19 protein-coding genes are annotated in these 18,641 nt (G+C 70.5%); 17 read left to right on the forward strand and 2 right to left on the reverse strand.

Going from position 1 to position 18,641, the window contains the following annotated elements:
• Window positions 1-276: 276 nt before the first annotated feature.
• From ACZ4YY_RS02375 to pspAB, 7 genes are all read left to right on the forward strand, one after another.
• Entirely contained in the window at window positions 277-1,035 is a 759-nt protein-coding gene (locus ACZ4YY_RS02375) for a GntR family transcriptional regulator (RefSeq protein WP_468282738.1), read from the forward strand.
• Window positions 1,032-1,709 (forward strand): P-loop nucleotide/nucleoside kinase family protein, encoded by a 678-nt coding sequence (locus ACZ4YY_RS02380; protein WP_468282740.1) that lies wholly within the window; start codon window positions 1,032-1,034, stop codon window positions 1,707-1,709. The genes ACZ4YY_RS02375 and ACZ4YY_RS02380 overlap by 4 nt, the downstream gene beginning before the upstream one ends.
• Window positions 1,710-1,725: 16 nt before the next feature.
• Window positions 1,726-2,583: a hypothetical protein gene (locus ACZ4YY_RS02385; RefSeq protein ID WP_468282743.1), complete on the forward strand. Its 858-nt coding sequence runs from the start codon at window positions 1,726-1,728 to the stop codon at window positions 2,581-2,583.
• Window positions 2,584-3,278: 695 nt separating this feature from the next.
• Window positions 3,279-4,055 carry a hypothetical protein gene (locus tag ACZ4YY_RS02390; RefSeq protein WP_468282746.1) on the forward strand — a complete coding sequence of 259 codons (777 nt, stop codon included), beginning with the start codon at window positions 3,279-3,281 and terminating at the stop codon, window positions 4,053-4,055.
• Window positions 4,056-4,698: 643 nt separating this feature from the next.
• Window positions 4,699-4,956: an SCO2583/SCO2584 N-terminal domain-containing protein gene (locus ACZ4YY_RS02395; protein WP_468282749.1), complete on the forward strand. Its 258-nt coding sequence runs from the start codon at window positions 4,699-4,701 to the stop codon at window positions 4,954-4,956.
• 351 nt (window positions 4,957-5,307) lie between these two features.
• Window positions 5,308-6,228 (forward strand): zinc metalloprotease HtpX, encoded by a 921-nt coding sequence (htpX, locus tag ACZ4YY_RS02400; RefSeq protein ID WP_468282752.1) that lies wholly within the window; start codon window positions 5,308-5,310, stop codon window positions 6,226-6,228.
• A gap of 2 nt (window positions 6,229-6,230) precedes the next feature.
• Window positions 6,231-6,815: a PspA-associated protein PspAB gene (gene pspAB, locus ACZ4YY_RS02405; protein WP_468282755.1), complete on the forward strand. Its 585-nt coding sequence runs from the start codon at window positions 6,231-6,233 to the stop codon at window positions 6,813-6,815.
• Between the two features lie 37 nt (window positions 6,816-6,852).
• On the opposite strand, the gene ACZ4YY_RS02410 is transcribed toward pspAB, so the two are convergent.
• A complete protein-coding gene (locus ACZ4YY_RS02410; protein WP_468282758.1) occupies window positions 6,853-7,128 on the reverse strand; it encodes a hypothetical protein in 276 nt (91 codons plus the stop codon).
• Window positions 7,129-7,586: 458 nt separating this feature from the next.
• Here ACZ4YY_RS02410 and ACZ4YY_RS02415 point away from each other — a divergent pair, with 458 nt between their 5' ends.
• Both ACZ4YY_RS02415 and ACZ4YY_RS02420 read left to right on the forward strand, forming a co-directional pair.
• On the forward strand, window positions 7,587-8,576 hold the full coding sequence (locus ACZ4YY_RS02415) for an alpha/beta hydrolase (protein ID WP_468282761.1): 990 nt from the start codon (window positions 7,587-7,589) through the stop codon (window positions 8,574-8,576).
• A gap of 78 nt (window positions 8,577-8,654) precedes the next feature.
• Window positions 8,655-9,857 carry a winged helix DNA-binding domain-containing protein gene (locus ACZ4YY_RS02420; RefSeq protein ID WP_468282764.1) on the forward strand — a complete coding sequence of 401 codons (1,203 nt, stop codon included), beginning with the start codon at window positions 8,655-8,657 and terminating at the stop codon, window positions 9,855-9,857.
• Between the two features lie 418 nt (window positions 9,858-10,275).
• On the opposite strand, the gene ACZ4YY_RS02425 is transcribed toward ACZ4YY_RS02420, so the two are convergent.
• Window positions 10,276-10,590, reverse strand: a complete 315-nt coding sequence (locus ACZ4YY_RS02425; protein WP_468282767.1) for a hypothetical protein — start codon at window positions 10,588-10,590, stop codon at window positions 10,276-10,278.
• 185 nt (window positions 10,591-10,775) lie between these two features.
• On the opposite strand from ACZ4YY_RS02425, the gene ACZ4YY_RS02430 reads away from it, so the two are divergent.
• The 8 genes from ACZ4YY_RS02430 (at window position 10,776) to ACZ4YY_RS02465 (ending at window position 18,533) form a co-directional block, all read left to right on the forward strand.
• Window positions 10,776-11,135 carry an arsenate reductase family protein gene (locus ACZ4YY_RS02430; protein ID WP_468282770.1) on the forward strand — a complete coding sequence of 120 codons (360 nt, stop codon included), beginning with the start codon at window positions 10,776-10,778 and terminating at the stop codon, window positions 11,133-11,135.
• Window positions 11,136-11,193: 58 nt separating this feature from the next.
• Window positions 11,194-12,132: a hypothetical protein gene (locus tag ACZ4YY_RS02435; protein WP_468282773.1), complete on the forward strand. Its 939-nt coding sequence runs from the start codon at window positions 11,194-11,196 to the stop codon at window positions 12,130-12,132.
• A 97-nt stretch (window positions 12,133-12,229) separates the two neighbouring features.
• The gene (locus ACZ4YY_RS02440) at window positions 12,230-12,928 is read left to right on the forward strand and encodes an RlpA-like double-psi beta-barrel domain-containing protein (RefSeq protein ID WP_468282776.1); all 699 of its coding nucleotides are present in this window, start codon (window positions 12,230-12,232) and stop codon (window positions 12,926-12,928) included.
• Between the two features lie 530 nt (window positions 12,929-13,458).
• The gene (gene glnII / locus ACZ4YY_RS02445) at window positions 13,459-14,490 is read left to right on the forward strand and encodes a glutamine synthetase (protein ID WP_468282779.1); all 1,032 of its coding nucleotides are present in this window, start codon (window positions 13,459-13,461) and stop codon (window positions 14,488-14,490) included.
• Window positions 14,491-14,889: 399 nt separating this feature from the next.
• A complete protein-coding gene (locus ACZ4YY_RS02450; RefSeq protein WP_468282783.1) occupies window positions 14,890-15,459 on the forward strand; it encodes a winged helix-turn-helix domain-containing protein in 570 nt (189 codons plus the stop codon).
• 60 nt (window positions 15,460-15,519) lie between these two features.
• On the forward strand, window positions 15,520-16,551 hold the full coding sequence (locus tag ACZ4YY_RS02455) for an NAD-dependent epimerase/dehydratase family protein (protein WP_468282786.1): 1,032 nt from the start codon (window positions 15,520-15,522) through the stop codon (window positions 16,549-16,551).
• A gap of 54 nt (window positions 16,552-16,605) precedes the next feature.
• Entirely contained in the window at window positions 16,606-17,892 is a 1,287-nt protein-coding gene (locus tag ACZ4YY_RS02460; protein WP_468282789.1) for a sensor histidine kinase, read from the forward strand.
• Window positions 17,877-18,533, forward strand: a complete 657-nt coding sequence (locus ACZ4YY_RS02465) for a LuxR C-terminal-related transcriptional regulator (RefSeq protein WP_468282792.1) — start codon at window positions 17,877-17,879, stop codon at window positions 18,531-18,533. Before ACZ4YY_RS02460 ends, ACZ4YY_RS02465 begins: the two co-directional genes overlap by 16 nt.
• The last annotated feature ends 108 nt before the right edge of the window (window positions 18,534-18,641 follow it).

An 18,641-nucleotide genomic window follows, 5' to 3' on the forward strand; every position in this document is an offset into this window, starting at 1 on the left:
TATCAGGTAGCGCGGCATAACCCCGTTGTAGGCGTATGGAGACGTGACCTTTCGGCCTAAAGCCCTCCCGAATGACAAGGGTCGGGTGCGCCCTCGGCCCGCTCTGTCCCGGACCCCTTGACCTCAATGCGCCCTGCACCAGGGCGCATTGAGGTCCGGCACCCGCTGTTCGGCGAACCGACCGGCGGGCACATCCCTAAGGTTCCCTAGGGTTCCCTGCGGTGTCAAGCGGTAAGCTAGGGAACCTCAGGGAAGTGACGACAAGGAGCGGACGCAATGGCAGGCCAGGCCGACAATCGGGCGCCGTACGCGAGGATCGCCGCCCACTACACGGAGCTGATTACGTCTGGTCAGCTACAGCCAGGGACCCTCTTGCCGAGCATCAAGAACCTCTCGGAAGAGTGGAAGGTGAGTACGGCGACAGCCGAGAAAGCCCTTCGCAAGCTGCGCAACGAAGGGCTTGTCCGTGGCATCCACGGCATCGGTACCGAAGTGCTGGACCAGCCGGCCCCGATGTCGTCCGGGGCGCAGCGGCAGGACAGGGGGCGCCGTACCGGGTCTAGCTGGGGGACGGGCGAGCGCTCCGACTCTCACCAGGCGGCCGTGGTGCCCGCGCCCGATGAAGTGGCGCAAGCGCTGGACATTCAGCCCGGCTCCGACGTGGTGCGCCGTAGCCGCGTGTACCGGGACCGGCACGGCATCGTGGCTCACAGCACGTCGTGGATTCCCGCGCGGTACGGGAAGCTGATCCCTAAGCTTGCAGCGAGCGAGCGACTGTCGGGGGGAACCTCGCTCCAGCTCATTGCCCAGGCGACCGGTCACCCGATCAGCCACCGCATCGACACCGCCTCGGCCCGCCTGCTCACGCCGGAGTACGCCCGACTTTTGGAACTGGACCCTGACAACCCGCCGACGGACCCAGTGGTCGTTATGACAGCCAAGTTCGTGGACAGCGAGGGCAACATCGTGGAGTACGGCGTGGACCTCGGCGGTCCGGGCCGGACATGGCGCACAGAATCGGAGGTAGCCCCGTGACGGCCGTGGACGACACGCTCGTGAGCGTGCTCGAAGACCGCCTAGAAGCACTGCTTTCGGCCCGCAGGGCTGGCACAATCACGCCCGAAGCCGAAGCGGAGGTGGCCGCCATCTCCCGAACCATGAGGGGACCGATGCCCCCACACCCGCCGTTCTGCGTCCTTATGGCCGGCCTCCCCGGCTCCGGCAAGACGACGCTTTCCCGCGCACTCACCGCCCGTGGGTTCATACGACTGTGCCCGGACGAAGAGATGTTCCGCCGGCACGGCGTCTATGGCGTGGACTTCCCCCGGGGCCTCTTCCCCACCCTTGAGCGGCCCGTCCTCGAAGACGTGGCGGCCGACCTCCGGGAGCAGCTCAAGGCCGGGCACGATGTCGTCGTTGATCACGGCTTTTGGACCCCGGAGGACCGGGCTAAGTGGCGAGCGATCGCCACCGACGCCGGCGCGACTCCGGTACTCGTCTACCTAGCGGCCAGCCATGACGAGCTGTGGGCGAGGATCAGCAAACGCAACGAGTTCCACGCGAACGATCCCAACTCGATCTACTTCTCAGAGAGCGACCTACAGCGGTACCGCAACCGCTTCATTGGCCCGCAGGCAGACGAACCGCATCTGCTATACGACGGTGACCCGGCGTCCGTGACCGCAGCCCTCGAAGCCTCTCGCCCTTAACGCTTGGAAACGCTGAATGAATGATCCTGGATTGTTTTCCTCCCTGGCGAGAGGAAGGCAGGCCGCAGAAGACCACATGAAGTTTATGTGGAACAACGGGGATTTTTGGCACGAGCGAACCGTGACTCACACTCTATTTCAGCATTCCGCACCCCATGTTCGCCCGATCGAGTTCACACAGAACCAGGAGGGCGAGCTTGGAGCCGACTGGCTATGGTGGTGGATAGATCCATCTGGTGACTGCTTTGGGATGTTAGTGCAGGCTAAGAGCCTGAAGCGCGAGCGGGGCAAATGGTATGTAGACTTCAACTATCGAGGCGGGCATCAGATTGCGCGCCTAATGCAAACAGCTGCGCATTTCGAAGTACCCGCCGCATACGTGTTGTACTGCGGCGCTATCTCCTACCGAGCGGATTTGACTTGCGGCTCGAAAGCACATAACGCCACCTGCGAACACTGCTCTCGTGCTGGCGTTTCCATCATTGACGGATTCGGAGCAAAAAAGCTATCGATGCTTCCTGAATCGGTAGGGGTCAACGCTTTTCAATTTTCGTCGCCACTCGAAGATATCGCTGACCCAAACTACAGCACAGATTGGCTCTCCAACCCGATCGGTCCAGTCCTGCGAGATTTCGTGACTGGCTCGCAGTCCGGCGCCCGCAAAGTGGCTCTGCGAATATTTCAGCTAGCTATGCGAACGATGATTTTTGCCTATGCGGGACCAGTTTGGCAAAAGGTCGATGCACTTTCGCCGTACTTCCTTCAGGGGTGGCGAAGTGAGGTTCCGTCGTATGTCCGCGACGCGATGGCAGGAAAGTTCATTGCTCCGGAGATCAGTGGCAATATCGCGGGGATCGTGGTCCTTCAGCTCTGAGAGACACCTCGGCCGCTGGTAGAGCGCTCACCCAAGTTGAGACGAAGCGGCCGCGCCCCATCTAGGGATGGTTGCTGGCGGGGAATGACGCGCCACCCCAGTAGCGCGGGGCCCACCTCTAGCCAACCGAGCGCAGGCGGCGCCCAGCGAGAGCGCGCTCGCAGGTCAAGCCGCACTGGGATGTGCAGATCCGGCCGGCCTTGAGAGCCGTCCTGGCACAGCTGGGCACGCGTGCCTGCCGCGACACGGGGCGCCTCGCTGGCGCGCCAGGTCTTCCCGAGCCCATGAGCGGAACCAGTCCCGTGAACGCACTACTCTCGGACAGTTTTGGGACGCTGGCGACGGCCCCATCTCTCTGAGCTGGGGGAATGACCTCCATACCCCGGAGGAGTAGGCGTCGATAATATACGGCCGTCCCGGACGGAATCTTGGCATCGTTGGACACGGGAGTCGGCTCATTGCCACGCTCTTGTTGTCCGAAGAGGCGGACACGCGTCGTAATAACGTCTTTAGGGGGGCCGGTGCGACGTCACGGATTCAATGACCCGAACATGACAAGCGGACCCTTGCAATCCTGGCTACTGGCGGAGAAGCGGCGGAGTGGTCTGAGCTTCAGCCAATTAGCCGAACTGACATTCGTCTCGAAATCTTCGTTACAGCGGGCAACGCGAGGGTTTGAGCTGCCCAGTCGACAGGTGTTCGATGCTTTCATTAGCGGCTGCTCTTCGGATCCCGACGTCGCCGAATCGAAGTGGCGAACGGCCACGGCGATGCGTCAGTATTTCCTGGGGCGCAGGATGTATTCAATCCGCCCCGAGAATATCACTAGTCACGTCGAGCTGCGTGAGGCTCTTCAGGACCTCATTGATCGACATGGGCTCAGTCTTCGGCAGATTGAAAAGTTGACTGAAAAGCGAAATGGGAAACTTCGGCGCAGCACATTGAGTGACGCGTTGAGTGGCCGTCAAAACTTCAGTCGCCTATCGGTTGTGGAACTCGCCCGATCATGTGGGGAGAAAGAAGATCTGGTTAACGCCTGGGATGAGGCATGGCAGCGAGCTGAGCGGGATAGGCGCGGTCGAAAAGGGCATCTGGGCGAATTCCGCGCGTTGCCAGCCGAGGTGAGGCAATATGTTGAGCTCGGCATAGATGAAATTTACAGCGTGTGTGAGCGCCACGGGGTTTCGAGTGCCGAGATAGAGATGTATATGCGTCAATGCGCGGAGGTGTCGCGCAAAACGGGGATTCGTCGATCCTGGGGCGACGCCCCAGAGTCTTGGAAGCAATCCGTATCTCGGCCTTCCGGGGATGTGTCGGGAAAAATCGAAAGAGCTATATGGGGGGTGTTGGTGGAGACCTTCGGTGGGCCTGTGAATGGTGACCTATTGAACGGACTTACGAAGGCTGTACTTAAAGAGATTTCTCAGAGCCGGGGGGCCGATGATGTCGGAGATTCAGAGCCCACTGAGTAGATATTGTTCGAATGCGTCGATGCGCAGGGGAGGTGGCTTTCTGTGGCGGGGCTTGCGAGTAATGACGGAGTACAGGGAGGGTGCTCGGTGGGAGATCTAAACGAGCAGAAACGGCGTAAACGGTGGACTTGGCCTGAGAGGTGGCAAGTTGCACTGGCCGCGGCAGGTCTGTTGGTGGCGGTCATTGGCGCGGTTGGACAGTACGTGCAGTAGCACGGGCCACCCGCGAGTGCTGGTGGAACCCCGTCACGGTCCCCCAGCTATTCCCCGCGGAGGGCATCGATTCACCAGGTCGCGGAGGCGATGCTGGGTCCACTGTGAATCTGCCAGCTTTGCCTTGGCGTCCTCGTACTGGCGCACGCGCGGGGTCCGCCAAGGCATCGAAGCCGGGGCCGTCTATGGGCCGTCCCAAGGTGACCCACAACGACCAACGACGACAGACAACAACAGCGCCTTTGCTGGTCAGGAAGGCAGTGCCTGTAGTCCACCGAGGTAGCCGAGCCAGAACGTCACTTCTTCGACGTGTGATCGGCGCGTAGTCCGTACGTCTCCGTCGGCGCCCCCGTTCCTGTTTCTCAGGGCGGGGGCGCCGTCGTATGGTTTCTGCACTGCTGTTCGACAGAGGTGACGGGGAGAGACGGGGATGTCCGAACAGGACGACACCCAGCGGGAGTTCGACCTCGGATGGGCGGACGAGGCCGAGCACAAGGAGCCCTCGGCGCGGGCCAGGATGCTGGCCGCGCGCTGGAAGGAGAACCCGCCCCGACCGCAGCCCTTCCGGGCCGACCCCGGACCCGCGGCACCGCGGCGGTCCTCGTGGGTGTCCACGGTGATCGTGCTGGGCTGTGTGGCGGCGGTGATCCTGCTGCTGGGGTACACCCGGTTCCGGGCGCCGTACTAGTGACCTGAGATACACCCCCCCTCGGGCCGGATCCGGCGGCCCGGCAGCTCCTGCGGGGCCGACCGCACGGGGGGGGGCTCCGGTCGCCGCGAACTCCTCGCTCGGGGGCGCTGCCAGAGGCCGGGCCGGCCGTGCACCGAGGGGCGAGCGCTGGCGCCGGATCGAGGGGCGAGCGCCAGCGCCGGGCCGAGGGTCCGCGACGGGTGTCGGGCCTGGTCGGGAGCCGGTGCGGCGGGGGCGGGCCGGAGGCCGGTCTTTGCTGGTCCTAGGGCTGATCGCGACCGCTTCATGGAAAGGTGCGGTGCACACTGGCAGTGGGGCCGAGTGCTGCCTGACTGCGGGGTGATGCAGATGCGGAGCCGTTTCGCGAGCGACCGGGGTCTGACCGTGCGGATGACGGTCACGATGTTCCTGCTGGGGCTGCTGTACGTGGCCTTCGTCGCCGCTCTGGTCGTGTTGCTGACATCGTGGGTGCTGGTCGTCGTCGTGGTGGCGGCGGTGTTCGTCGCGCAGTTCTGGTTCTCCGACCGGATCGCGCTGTTCGCGATGCGCGGGCGGGTCGTGGAGCGGGAGGAGTATCCCGAGCTGTACGCCGTCGTCGAGCGGCTGGCCTCACTCGCGGACATGCCCCGTCCGGTGATCGCCGTGTCGCGGATGGACATGCCGAACGCGTTCGCCACCGGGCGCGATCCCGAGCACGCCGTGGTCTGCGTGACGACCGGGCTGCTGCGGCGGCTGGAGCCGGCGGAGCTGGAGGGTGTGCTCGCGCACGAGCTGTCGCACGTGGCGCACAAGGACGTCGCCGTGATCACCGTCGCGTCGTTCCTGGGTGTGGTCGCCGGGCTGGTCGTGCGGTTCGCGTTCTACTCGCAGCTGTTCGGCGGGGGACGCCGGGACCAGAACACCGCCGTGGTGTTCGCCGCCGTGATGGGCGTCTCGGCGGCCGTGTACGCGATCAGCTTCCTGCTGATCCGGGCGCTGTCGCGGTACCGGGAGCTGGCGGCGGACCGGGCGGCGGCGCTGCTCACCGGGCGGCCCTCGGCGCTGGCCTCCGCGCTGACGAAGGTCTCCGGCGACATCGCCCGGATCCCGTCCAAGGACCTGCGCACGGCGCAGGCGTTCAACGCCTTCTACTTCACCCCGGCGACCGGCAGTGCGGCGGGCTTCGAGCGGTACTTCTCCACCCACCCGAGTCTGGAGCAGCGGCTCGACCGACTGGGGCGGATCTCGGCCGAACTGGGTGCCGCGGTTCCGCCCGGGAAGGCGGGCTGATCATGGGGCTGCTGGACATCCTGCTCGGCCGGACCAAGCCGGTCACGCCCGACCTCGACCAGTTGTTCGCGCTGCCGTCGGCGGCGGTGACGCTCGAGGCGGCGGCCGGGTTCACCCCGACCGGGCGGGGCGCGGTGTGCTTCGCGACGGTCGAGGGCGGGGCCTTCGAGCAGACGCACCGCGAGGTCCAGGCGCTCCTCGACGCGGACACTGAGCGCACCGGCCCTCCGGTACGGCTGCTGCGCGACGACTACGGCTACTCGTGGCTGGTCTCGCACCGCGCACCCGACGAGCTGCCCCTCCTGGTCAACGACCTGCACGCGGTGAACACCGCGATGGAGGTGAACGGCTTCGGGCCGCAGCTGCTGTGCTCGCTGGCCGGTTTCCGGGACGCGGCCGACCGCCGGCTGGCGCTGGTGTACCTGTACAAGCGGGGCTCGTTCTACCCGTTCGCGCCGCTGCCCGGTGCGGGGCAGCGGCGCGACAACGCACGGGAACTCCAGGTGAGGGCGGCCCTCGCGGAGGACCTGCGGATCGAGCAGGACCTCGGCCGCTGGTTCCCGGTGTGGGGAGCCCCCGGCCTGTGACGGCCGGGGGCTCTCGGCCGCGGCCGGCCGGGAGGGATCAGCCGCTGCGCTCGCGCTCCTGGCGGCGGTGCTCCAGGGGGCGCTCGCGCCGGTAGCGGCGCTCCCACCGGGCCTGCTGGTCACGGCGCTCGCGGTAGGCCTTGTAGGTGGTCGGGGCGGCACTCGCGGTGGGGCCCGGGACGGACGTCGGGGTCGCGTCCCGCCCGTGGCGCACGTACAGGTAGAGCACGGCGACCGCGGCGAGCCAGTAGAAGTGGTTTCCGAATCCCAGGACCACCAGGACGACGGTCCCGGAGAGAACGACGGTGCCCATGGCGTGCCTCCTTCCTGGGCGGGGAGGGGTGACTGTGCGTAGTGGGACGGGGTGGAGTGGTGGGTTCAGCGTACGGAGGCCGTCACTCACCGTGCATCTCCTTTTTTCCCGTCCTGGAGTCGTGCAGTTCGAGCTGTCCGGGCAGCACCCCGTCGAGCCGGAGACGCGGTGGTCGTCCCTGTAGATGGTCGGCATCCCCGCCGTGGACGGCGTCGCCCTGTTGGCGAGTGGCCCGACGACGGCAGGATCACGCTGCACCGGGTGGTGAACCACATGGCGCCGGGAACTCCTCGTAGCGGAGCTACCAGGGGCTTCCGGCATCGCGGCGAGCGTGCGTGCCGGGCGTCGCGAGCCGGGCTCCCCTTGTGTTCGGAGCGCTGAGCGGGGCGGAGGAGGAGCGGCTGCGCGAGGCGATCGGGGCGCCGCGGGCGGGGTCGGCGTCGTGAGTGAATGGGGGGATGAGTGATCTTCTCCCCTTCACGTGCGTGTACGACGGTGAACGCCTCAGCGGTGTGTACGGCGACGGCGGCGGTGGCCCGCGAGCGGCCACCGCCGTCGTGCTGCACGGCGCGGGCCACGGCACCAAGGAGCGACTGCTGCCGCTGGTCGACGAGTTCCGGGCGCAGGGCTGCCACGCGCTCGCCTTCGACTTCTCCGGGCACGGCGACAGCACGGGCGCGCTCGGGGAGTTGAGCCTGCGCCGGCGGCTGGAGCAGTCCGTGGCGGTGATCGACGCGCGGGTGCCCGCGGGCGGGCCGCTGGTGCTGGTCGGGTTCAGCATGAGCGGGCAGACGGTGACGGACCTCGCCGCGCACTACGGCGGCGAGCGGGTCGTCGCACTGGGGTTGTGTGCGCCGGCGGTGTACGCGGCTCAGGCGTGGGAGGTGCCGTTCGGGGACGGCACGGGCAGGTTCAGCGAGATCATCCGCACGCCCGGCGGCTGGCGGAGCTCGCCCGCGCTCGACGTGCTGCGGGCGTACGAGGGCCGTGCGGTGCTGGCCGTGCCGGGGACGGACACGGTGATCCCGCCGGAGGTGACGGAGGCGGTGCACGACGCGCTCGCCGCGCGGGCGCGGTTGGCCCGGCTCGAGTTCCCCGACTCGGAGCACCAGTTGGGGCTGTGGCTGCGCGACCACGCCGACGACCGGCGGGAGTTCGTCTCGGCGCTGCTCGACCGGGCACGGACGGCGGACCCGGGGCCGACGGCGGACCGGGCGCTATCTGCGGACCCGGAGCGGACGGCGGACCGGGCGCGGGCGCTGCTCGACCGGGCACGGACGGCGGACCCGGGGCCGACGGCGGACCGGGCGCTATCTGCGGACCCGGAGCCGACGGCGGACCCGGCGCGATCTGCGGACCCGGAGCGGACGGCGGACCGGGAGCGGACGGTCGGGCGACTGGCGGAGGGCGGGGCGGAGCGCGACGGCCGTCTGGCGGCGGACGCCTGATCCGCCCGTCCGCGAGGCCGGTTGTCAGTGGGGTCGAGGAGAATGGCGGGCAGGGACGGACGACGGGCGGAGGCCGGGATGAGTGGCGGAGAACGGCGTATCGACGTGGCGGAGCGGCGGGCGCGGCTGGCCGTGCGGCACCGGCTGGCGCCGGCGGCACGGGCCGCGGGTCCACTGGAGGTCGCGGACGCGCTCGTCGCACTGCACGGTTCGGACCCGGCGACGGTCTACCTCGCGGTCGGGGCCCGTCTCGCGGACCCGGCGCGGACGGTGCCGGAGACCGACCGGGCGCTGTACGGGGAGCGGGACCTGGTCCGTATGCACGGCATGCGGCACACGGTGTTCGTGTTCCCGACCCGGCTGACGGCGGTCGTGCACGCCTCGACCGGGCTGGCCGTCGCCACGCGGGAGCGTGCCGCGCTGGTGAAGGACATGGCGAAGGCGGGCGCGCCGGACGCGGTCTGGCTGAAGGAGGTCGAGGACGCGACGCTGGCGGCGCTCGGGCGGCTGGGGCAGGCGACGGCGGCCGAGTTGGCCCGTGAGGAGCCGCGACTGCGGGAGCAGTTCGTGTACGCGGCCGGGAAGCCCTACGAGGGGCTCCACACCGTCTCGACGCGGCTGCTGAAGGTGCTGGGGGTCGAGGGGAAGGTCGTCCGGGGCCGTCCGCTGGGTTCGTGGACGTCGAGCCAGTTCCGCTGGGCCCTGGCCCCCGAACACCCCGAGCTGGACGCGGCCGAGGCCCAGGCGGAGCTGCTGCGCCACTGGCTCACGGCGTGCGGTCCGGCCACCGAGGCCGACCTGAAGTGGTGGACGGGGTGGCGGGTGACGGAGGTGCGGCGCGCCCTGGCGGCGATCGGGGCGCGGGCGGTGTCGCTGGACGAGGGCACGGGGTACGTCGTCGCGGACGACGTCGATCCCGTGGCCGCGCCGCGGCAGCCTTGGGCGGCGCTGCTGCCCGCGCTGGATCCGACGGCGATGGGCTGGCAGGCGCGGGACTGGTACCTCGCGCCCGAGCTGCGGCCGGCGCTGTTCGACCGCAGCGGGAACGTGGGGCCGACGGTGTGGTGGGACGGGCGGGTCGTGGGCGGCTGGGCCCAGCGCCCCGACGGGGAGATCGTGTGGCGGATCCTCGACGGCCGGGACGTGGGCCGGGAGGCCGAGGCGGCCGTCGCAGCGGAGGCGGAACGCCTGCGCGCCTGGCTCGCGGACACCCGCGTGACACCTCGCTTCCGGACACCCCTGGAGCGGGAGTTGGCGGTGCAGGGCAGAGCAGGGCCGTGACGGGCCGGGGCGGCGCGAGCACCGGGCTCCGGCCCCCAGCCACCGAACCATCGACCCGTAGCCGTCGACCCGCCGACCGCCCGGGCACCCGCGTGCGCGGGCACCCGTCGCCGCCGGACCGCACACGCGGCACCACCGCCGCGAGTGACGCACGGTCAGTCGGGGCGGCCGTTCCGAGACCCGGGGCCAAGGCAGGCAACACCGGCGCTGCGAACCGGCGTCGCGGGTGCCGTCGGCGTTCGCCCTTCCCGGTCTCCCGGCGGCGAGGCCGCCGGCCCGCGGCCCGCCCCGCAGACACGGCCAGGACGCGGCCCCGTCTGCGGGAGACCGCCGCCGAGCCGGTGGCGTCGGGACCGGCCGCCCGGTGGGTGGCTCCGGTGCCGGGTGCCGCGGGAGGAGGCGGCACCCGGCGTGCCCGTCACCTCGAGTAGCGCATCAGCGCACGCACCATGTGGCACGTGGTGTCCGACGGCGGGTGCACGCCGATCTCGCGGGCCGTGCTGCGGATCTTCTCGTTGCGGGCCTGGTTCGGCAGGTACACGCCCGAGTCGAGCAGGGCGATGGCCAGACGCATGGCCTTGAGGCGGCGGTTGTGCGTGACGTACCAGTCCCGCGGGCGACCGGGCGGCAGCGGCCGCTTCTGCACGGGCACGTAGGGCAGGTCGAGCGGGACGGAACGCTTCGCGGTGGACTGGGTGGGCAGCGGCTTCTGCTGGAGTGCGGCAGCGGGCATGGGCATCCTCCTGTCGCGGTCAGGGTTCCGGCCCGGAACCTCCGGCGGAACCCTCGAACACTGCTTCAATTCTACTGCCCACCACTGACAAAAGCCCCTGGCCACAAGGGCTTTAGGGGGTGCAGTGACGCACGGGGAGAACGGGTTTCACGGCATCCCGCCGGCCTCCGGATACCGTGAGCCGCATGGAGATCTGGATCAACCCCGCGTGTTCGAAGTGCCGCAGCGCGCTCACCCTGCTCGACGCCGAGGGCGCCGACTACACCGTCCGCCGCTATCTGGAGGACGCCCCGAGCGAGGACGAGATCAGGGCCGTCCTCGACCGTCTCGGCCTGGAGCCGTGGGACATCACCCGCACGCAGGAGCCCGTCGCCAAGGAGCTGGGGCTGAAGGAGTGGGCGCGGGACCCGGCCTCGCGCGAGCGCTGGGTCAGGGCCCTCGCCGAACACCCGAAGCTCATCCAGCGGCCCATCATCACCGCGGACGACGGGACGGCGGTCGTGGCCCGCACCGACGAGGCGGTACGGGAGGCTCTGTCCCGGTAGGCAACGCTTTGTCGGCCGACGGGAGTTCGGGGCCGGGACGCTGTTACCCTCCGCCGCCATGACCTACGGTGATCAAGGAATGCCCCCCTACGGGCCGACGGGCCCGCACACCCCGGAGGCGCACGCCGCCGCCCCGTACGCCTCCACTCCGCACACCCCGGCTCCGTACGCTTCCGACCCGTACGCCCCCGCTCCGCACGCCCCCGACCCGCGGGCTGCGTGGGCGGCCGAACAGGAGCGGATACGCCGGCGCCGGCGGTCCCGGCGCGCGGCCGTCGCGGGGACCGGCGTCGTCCTCGTGGCCGCCATCGCCGCCGGCGCCGTGATGGTGACGGGCGGGGACGACGGCGGTGAACCCGCGGCCGTCCCGCCGGCGGCCACGACCGCCTCGGGCCCGGCCGCGCCCTCCGTCGACGTGGGGATGCCCTCCGACGCCCCGAGCGCGCTGCCCTCGCTGCTCGCCCGGCCGGTCATCCGGGCGGAGCAGGCCTTCCCCGAGACGAACGTGCTGCTTCAGGACGGTTCCCGGTTCGCGCGCGTCGACCTGGCCACCACCACCGACTGCGCCCGCGGCATGTCGCCGGAGCTCGCCGAGCTGATCGAACAGGGCGAGCCCTGTTCCCGGTTGACGGCCGCCCTGTTCACGGACGCCGACCGCCGCTCGCAGGTGACCGTCAGCGTGCTGAGCTTCGCCCGCGTGGAGGACGCCTCGCGCGTGTTCATGATGGCCTCGATGGACCCGGTGACCTATCAGGTGGTCTCGCTCGACCCGCCGCCGGAGGCCGGGATGCCGACGGTGCCGCCCGGATCGGCGGGGGTCTTCCGGCGGCTGATGACCGTCCGCTCCGTGGTGTTCGCCAACGGGCAGTGGGGCGACGGCGCGGAGACCGGCGAGGCCGAACTCACCGCGCAGACCGAGGGGTTGCTGCAGTACGTCAACGACACGGTGGCGGCGTACGAGCAGGGGAAGCGGACCGGGGGCCAGGACGGCGCGTGACGCACGCCACTTCGATTGACTCCCGTCATCACTGAATGCCGACGTTCGGTATCTCGTACATAGCGGCGTACGCTCCCCTACCTCTCAGGAGGCGCGCATGTCGCGCAGGAGAACTCTCGGTACGAAGAAGAAGATCGCGCTGCTGGTGAGTGCCGCGACGGTGGCGGGAGGCGGCGCCTTCGTCATGGCGGCCACCTCGAACGCCGCACAGCCCCCGCAGACGGCCGCCGAGTCGTCCGTCTGCCAGGGCCTGGCCACCGCTCTCGGCAACAACCAGCGGTTCGTCGAGGGCCAGCGGGCCGCCCCGGACGCGCAGTCCGCGGCCCGGATCGCCAACCGTGAGGCGGTCATCGCGCAGATCGAGGTGCAGCAGAAGGCGTCCGGGTGCGTCGTCGGGGAGTCGGCTCAGGACTCCCAGGCGACGACCCCCCAGCCCGCGCAGCCCGCGCAGCCCGCGCAGCCCGCGCAGCCCGCGCAGCCGGCCCAGCCCGCGCAGCCGGCCCAGAGCGCCCCCGCGGACGGCACCGGCGCCGGCGGTGCCGCTTCCGGCGAACAGGTCTGCAACGGCTCCACCGTGACCCTCTCCGGGGAGGGTGGCGCCCCGGCCGCGTCCAGCGACCGGTTCCCGGCGGGGACGAAGCTGAAGGTCACCAACCTGGACAACGCCAAGTCCACGACGGTGGAGGTGACGTCGTTCTCCGGCAGTTGTGTGCTGCTGAACAACGCGGCCTTCGAACAGGTCCGTGAACCCGGCAAGTTCCTGATCCGCCGGGCCGTGATCGAGAAGGTGGGGTGACGCTCGCGGGAGACGCTCCATGAGGTGGCGGCCCCGCGGTGCGCGGCGCGTGAGGGGGACCGTCCGGCAGGACGACGGTCCCGGCCCGCGGCGCCGGCTCGCCCGCCCCGGCCGCCACCTCGTACGTGAGGGACGAGAGTCCCCCGCCCGGGCCAGAGCCGAGCGGGGGAAAGGGTCCTGCTGTCCGCGGCCACGGACAGCAGGACCGGCACGTCCGCGGAGGCAGAGGCGGCCCGCCCGGCCGGACGGCGGAGGGGCACGTCCGGTGCGTCACCCGTCGCATACGAGACACCGGGCCCCGTGCGTCCGCGCCCCCGCCCGCTGCCGCGACCCGCGGCGTCCGGCGCTGTCGGCGTTCTCACCGCGTGGGGCGAGCCACAGCATCACCAGGTAACACGGGGTTCACACTCGGGCAATGACCGGGAAATCGCCTGTTGACAGGCTGCCCGGCATCGAACGCGGCGCCCCAGTGCCGCAGCGCCGCAGCACCCGCACGTGTGTCTGAGACCCACCCCCGAAGGAAGTGGCCCGTGACCTTCAAGGCTGAGTACATCTGGATCGACGGCACCCAGCCGACCGCCAAGCTCCGTTCCAAGACGAAGATCATCGCGGACGCCCCCGCGGGTCTCGAGGCGCTGCCGATCTGGGGCTTCGACGGGTCCTCCACGAACCAGGCCGAGGGCCACTCCTCGGACCGTGTCCTCAAGCCGGTCTTCTCCTGCCCGGACCCGATCCGCGGCGGCGACGACGTCCTCGTGCTGTGCGAGGTCCTGAACATCGACATGACGCCGCACGAGTCCAACACCCGTGCCGCGCTCGCCGAGGTCGCCGAGAAGTTCGCCGCCCAGGAGCCGATCTTCGGCATCGAGCAGGAGTACACCTTCTTCCAGGACGGTTACCCGCTCGGCTTCCCCAAGGGCGGCTTCCCCGCCCCGCAGGGCGGCTACTACTGCGGTGTCGGCGCCGACGAGATCTTCGGCCGTGACGTCGTCGAGGCCCACCTCGAGAACTGCCTGGCCGCCGGTCTCGGCATCTCCGGCATCAACGCCGAGGTCATGCCCGGCCAGTGGGAGTTCCAGGTCGGCCCGCTCGCCCCGCTGGAGGTCTCCGACCAGCTGTGGGTGGCCCGCTGGCTGCTCTACCGCACCGCCGAGGACTTCGGCGTCTCCGCCACCCTCGACCCCAAGCCGGTCAAGGGCGACTGGAACGGTGCCGGCGCGCACACCAACTTCTCCACGAAGGCGATGCGCGAGGGCTACGACGCGATCATCACCGCGTGCGAGTCGCTCGGTGAGGGCTCCAAGCCGCTCGACCACGTCAAGAACTACGGCGCCGGCATCGACGACCGCCTGACCGGTCTGCACGAGACCGCCCCGTGGAACGAGTACTCCTACGGTGTCTCCGACCGTGGCGCCTCGGTCCGTATCCCGTGGCAGGTCGAGAAGGACGGCAAGGGCTACATCGAGGACCGCCGCCCGAACGCCAACGTCGACCCGTACACGGTGACCCGCCTGCTGGTGGACACCTGCTGCTCCGCGCTGGAGAAGGCCGGCCAGGTCTGATCCCCCGCACCTTCGAAGGGGCGTCCGCCGTCGAGGCGGGCGCCCCTTCGGCGTGGACGGGTCCCGGCTCCCCGCCAACGGGGGCCACTTCAGGCCGGGGAACCGTCCAAGCAGTGAGAGGACCCTCCTGTCACGGGCGGGTGTCTGCTTCAATGGGCCCATGGCCAGCTTCCTCAAGTGCAGCGCGACGGGTCGCCATGACCTCGAGCCCTTCTGGCCGTCCCGTCAGCACCACGACTTCGACCGGATGTGTTGCCGCGCGACGAACGCGCCGGCCCGCTGAAGCCGTACACCCCGGTCTTCGGTCGGCGCGCACGACGTACGTCCCGACGAGCCCGACCACGCCTCGCGGCCGTCGGCCTTCCCGACGAACTCCTCGCGCGAAAGAGCTGACCTCTCATGGCGACCACCCGTTCCCTCTCCCACGCCTCCCCCCTCCCCGCCCCGGCCCGGCACCGTCTGCGCGCGGTCGACCGGGACGAGGTCGTGGACGTCGCGGACTTCCTGCCGCCCGGTGCCACCTGGCTGCCCGCTCCCCCGCACACCCTGCCCACGCTGCCGGGCCGGCCGCCGATGATCGGCTACCTGGTGCTCGTCCCGGCCGACCAGCAGCCGCCGTTCCTACCGGCGGCGGTGCCCGACCAGCCGGGCGGCGGCGCGTCGGACGCCGTCGACGAGGCGGCCGTGCGGATCGACACCGTGCAGCGCACCGCGTGGGTCGACGGCAACGAACTCGACCTGACCTACCTGGAGTTCGAGCTGCTCGCCCATCTCGTGGCCCACCCTCACCGGGTGCACACACGCGACCAGCTCGTCACCACCGTGTGGGGCTACGGCCATGTCGGCGACGGCCGCACGGTCGACGTCCACATCGCCCGGCTGCGCCGCAAGCTGGGCGCCCGGTACCGCCAGGCGATCCAGACGGTGCGCCGGGTCGGCTACAAGTACACGCCGCCGACCGCGGGTTGATCTCTGCCCTCGGCAGAAACGGTTCCCTCCACCCGCCGGTACCGGGCAGAGTCCCGCGGTATGAGACTTCTGGTGCTGGGTGGTACGGAGTTCGCGGGACGGGCCGTCGTCGAGGCGGCCCTGGGACGCGGCTGGGACGTGACGGTCCTCAACCGGGGGCGGCACACCGCCGCCCCCGGCACACGGACGCTGATCGGCGACCGCACCGCGCCCGGCGGGCTCGCCGCGCTGGCGGACGGCGAGTGGGACGCGGTCGTCGACACCTGGTCGTCGGCGCCGCGCCCGGTGCAGGAGGCGGCGCGACTGCTGCGGGGCCGCGCCGGCCGGTACGTGTACGTGTCGAGCTGCTCGGTGTACGCCTGGTCCCCGCCCGCCGGGTACGGCGAGGACGCGCCCCTGGTCGAGGGCGCCGAGCCGGACGCCGGCACGACCGACTACCCGCGCGACAAGCGGGGCGGCGAGCTGGCCGTCGTCGACGCCTTCGGCGCGGAGCGCTCGCTGCTCGTCCGGGCCGGGCTGCTCCTCGGCCCGTACGAGAACATCGGCCGGCTGCCCTGGTGGCTGACCCGGACGGCCCGCGGCGGCCAGGTCCTGGCCCCCGGCCCGCGTGACCTCCCGCTCCAGTACGTCGACGTGCGCGACCTCGCCGAGTGGATCCTCGGGGCGGTCGAGCAGGAGCTGAGCGGTCCGTACAACCTGATGAGCCCCCAGGGGCACGCCACCACGGGCACGTTGCTCGACGCGTGCGTGCGGGTCACCGGGGCGGCGGCCGAGCTGCGCTGGGTGGAACCGCGGGTGATCCTCGACGCGGGCATCGAGCCGTGGACCCAGCTGCCCGTGTGGGTGCCGCCGGGCAGCGACCTGCACGACGCCCTGCACTCCGCCGACGTGTCCCGGGCGTTGGCCGCCGGGCTGTCCTGCCGGCCCGTGGAGGAGACCGTCGCCGACACGTGGAGGTGGCTCCAGGACATCGGCGGCACGGCACCCCTGCGCTCCGACCGGGCCGTCGTCGGCCTGGACCCGGAGGTGGAGGCGAAGGTCCTCGCGACGGTCGCGGGGCGGGCCGGGGGTGGACCTGACACCACCCCCTGACCGGGGGTCCCGGCCCAGTGACCCCCGGCGAGCGGGTCGGACAGACTGACGCCCATGAACACCAACACGCAAGGTGAAGGCGGCGGTTCGAGGGCGCGGGGGATGCTGCTCGCCGCCTGGCGGGGGCTCGTGCTGGCCGTGGTGTCCCTGCCGGTGGCCGTCCTGTGCTTCACCCTCACCGCCGTCTCGATCGCCCTCATCCCCCTCGGGATCGGCCTGCTCACCACCCCGTGGGTGCTGACCCGGGTGCGCGCCTTCGCCGACCGGCGGCGGGAGCTCGCCGCGCGGTGGGGCGGGGTGCGCATCCCGTCGGCCTACCGGCCGGCACCCGAGGACGCCAATCCGTGGACGCGCACCCTCGCCCTGCTGCGGGACCCGGCGACCCGGCGGGACCTGCGCTGGCTGCCGGTGGACATGACGGCGGGGTTCACGACCGCGCTGCTGCCGGCGGTCCTCGTGCTGTACCCGCTGGAGGGGTTCGCGCTGGCGGCCGGGCTGTGGCGGACCATGACGGGCGGGCCGTACGGTGAGTACGGGCCGTACTGGTACGGGTTCGTGCCGGTCAGTGACCAGGCCTCCGCGCTCGGGGCCGGCGCGCTGGGCGCCGCCCTCCTCATCGTCGCCCACCGGTACGCCGTGAGCTCCTTCCGGTTCCACTTCCGCCTCACGCAGGCCTTCCTCGCCCCCAGTCAGGCCGAACTCGCCGAGCGGGTGCGGATCCTGACCGAGACGCGGCGGGACGCCGTGGACACCTCCGCCGCCGAGCTGCGGCGCATCGAACGCGACCTGCACGACGGCGCCCAGGCCCGCCTGGTGGCGATGGGCATGGACCTGGGGACCGTCGAGATGCTCGTGGACAAGGACCCGGAGAGGGCCAAGCAACTCCTCGCGCAGACCCGTCAGTCCTCCGCCGACGCCCTCGCCGAACTCCGCGACCTGGTGCGCGGCATCCACCCGCCGGTGCTGGCCGAGCGCGGGCTGGGCGACGCGGTGCGGGCGCTGGCGCTGCGGCTGCCGGTGCCCTGCGAGGTGACCGTGGAGCTGGACGGGCGGGCGGACGCCCCGGTGGAGTCGGCGGCGTACTTCGCGGTGAGCGAGGTGCTCACCAACGCGGTCAAGCACTCCGGCGCCGACCGTATCTGGATCGACGCGCACCACGCGGAGGGCCGTCTGCGGATCTCCGTCACCGACCACGGCAGCGGAGGTGCGGTGGTCGGGGCCGGCTCGGGCCTGTCCGGGGTCGAGCGGCGACTGGGTACATTCGACGGCGTCCTGGCCGTCAGCTCCCCGGCGGGCGGTCCCACCATGGTGACCATGGAGATCCCGTGCGAGTTGTCCTAGCCGAAGACCTGTTCCTGCTGCGCGACGGTCTCGTGCGACTTCTGGAGGCCTACGACTTCGAGATCGCCGCCGCCGTCGAGAGCGGGCCCGAGCTGGAGCGGGCACTCGCCGAACTGAAGCCGGACGTCGCCGTGGTCGACGTCCGGCTTCCGCCGACCCACACCGACGAGGGTCTGCAGTGTGCGCTGCGGGCCCGCCGGGAGAGGCCGGGGCTGCCCGTGCTCGTCCTCTCCCAGCACGTCGAGCAGCTCTACGCGCGCGAGCTGCTCGCCGACGGCAGCGGCGGGGTGGGCTATCTGCTGAAGGACCGGGTCTTCGACGCGGACCAGTTCGTCGACGCCGTGCGGCGGGTCGCGGCGGGCGGTACGGCGATGGACCCCCAGGTGATCCAGCAGTTGCTGGCCCGGCGCAGCGGCGACGACCGAAGCCCCGTGACGAGGCTCACACCCCGCGAGCGGGAGGTGCTGGAGCTGATGGCGCAGGGCCGGTCGAACGCGGCGATCGCCGGCCGACTGGTCGTCACCGAACGGGCCGTGGCCAAGCACACCGCGAACATCTTCGTGAAGCTGGGCCTGGAGATCTCGGACGACGACAACCGACGGGTCCTGGCCGTACTGGCGTATCTGGACCGGGACCGGTGATCGTTTCAACTTCCGTGGCCTGTGCGGGCGTTGGGGTCGAATTGTCCCGGGGAACCGTCATCAATTTCCGAGACGGCTGAACACTCCTGTGACGACGTGCGTATGGGT

It is taken from the genome of Streptomyces sp. NPDC030143 (assembly GCF_055573695.1).

Coding starts and splice junctions, on each gene's coding strand:
- ACZ4YY_RS02375 (WP_468282738.1), top strand. CDS start 277: ATGGCAGGCCAGGCCGACAATCGGGCGCCGTACGCGAGGATCGCCGCC.
- ACZ4YY_RS02385 (WP_468282743.1), top strand. CDS start 1,726: ATGAATGATCCTGGATTGTTTTCCTCCCTGGCGAGAGGAAGGCAGGCC.
- ACZ4YY_RS02395 (WP_468282749.1), top strand. CDS start 4,699: ATGTCCGAACAGGACGACACCCAGCGGGAGTTCGACCTCGGATGGGCG.
- htpX (WP_468282752.1), top strand. CDS start 5,308: ATGCGGAGCCGTTTCGCGAGCGACCGGGGTCTGACCGTGCGGATGACG.
- pspAB (WP_468282755.1), top strand. CDS start 6,231: ATGGGGCTGCTGGACATCCTGCTCGGCCGGACCAAGCCGGTCACGCCC.
- ACZ4YY_RS02410 (WP_468282758.1), bottom strand. CDS start 7,128: ATGGGCACCGTCGTTCTCTCCGGGACCGTCGTCCTGGTGGTCCTGGGA.
- ACZ4YY_RS02415 (WP_468282761.1), top strand. CDS start 7,587: ATGAGTGATCTTCTCCCCTTCACGTGCGTGTACGACGGTGAACGCCTC.
- ACZ4YY_RS02420 (WP_468282764.1), top strand. CDS start 8,655: ATGAGTGGCGGAGAACGGCGTATCGACGTGGCGGAGCGGCGGGCGCGG.
- ACZ4YY_RS02425 (WP_468282767.1), bottom strand. CDS start 10,590: ATGCCCGCTGCCGCACTCCAGCAGAAGCCGCTGCCCACCCAGTCCACC.
- ACZ4YY_RS02430 (WP_468282770.1), top strand. CDS start 10,776: ATGGAGATCTGGATCAACCCCGCGTGTTCGAAGTGCCGCAGCGCGCTC.
- ACZ4YY_RS02435 (WP_468282773.1), top strand. CDS start 11,194: ATGACCTACGGTGATCAAGGAATGCCCCCCTACGGGCCGACGGGCCCG.
- ACZ4YY_RS02440 (WP_468282776.1), top strand. CDS start 12,230: ATGTCGCGCAGGAGAACTCTCGGTACGAAGAAGAAGATCGCGCTGCTG.
- ACZ4YY_RS02450 (WP_468282783.1), top strand. CDS start 14,890: ATGGCGACCACCCGTTCCCTCTCCCACGCCTCCCCCCTCCCCGCCCCG.
- ACZ4YY_RS02455 (WP_468282786.1), top strand. CDS start 15,520: ATGAGACTTCTGGTGCTGGGTGGTACGGAGTTCGCGGGACGGGCCGTC.
- ACZ4YY_RS02460 (WP_468282789.1), top strand. CDS start 16,606: ATGAACACCAACACGCAAGGTGAAGGCGGCGGTTCGAGGGCGCGGGGG.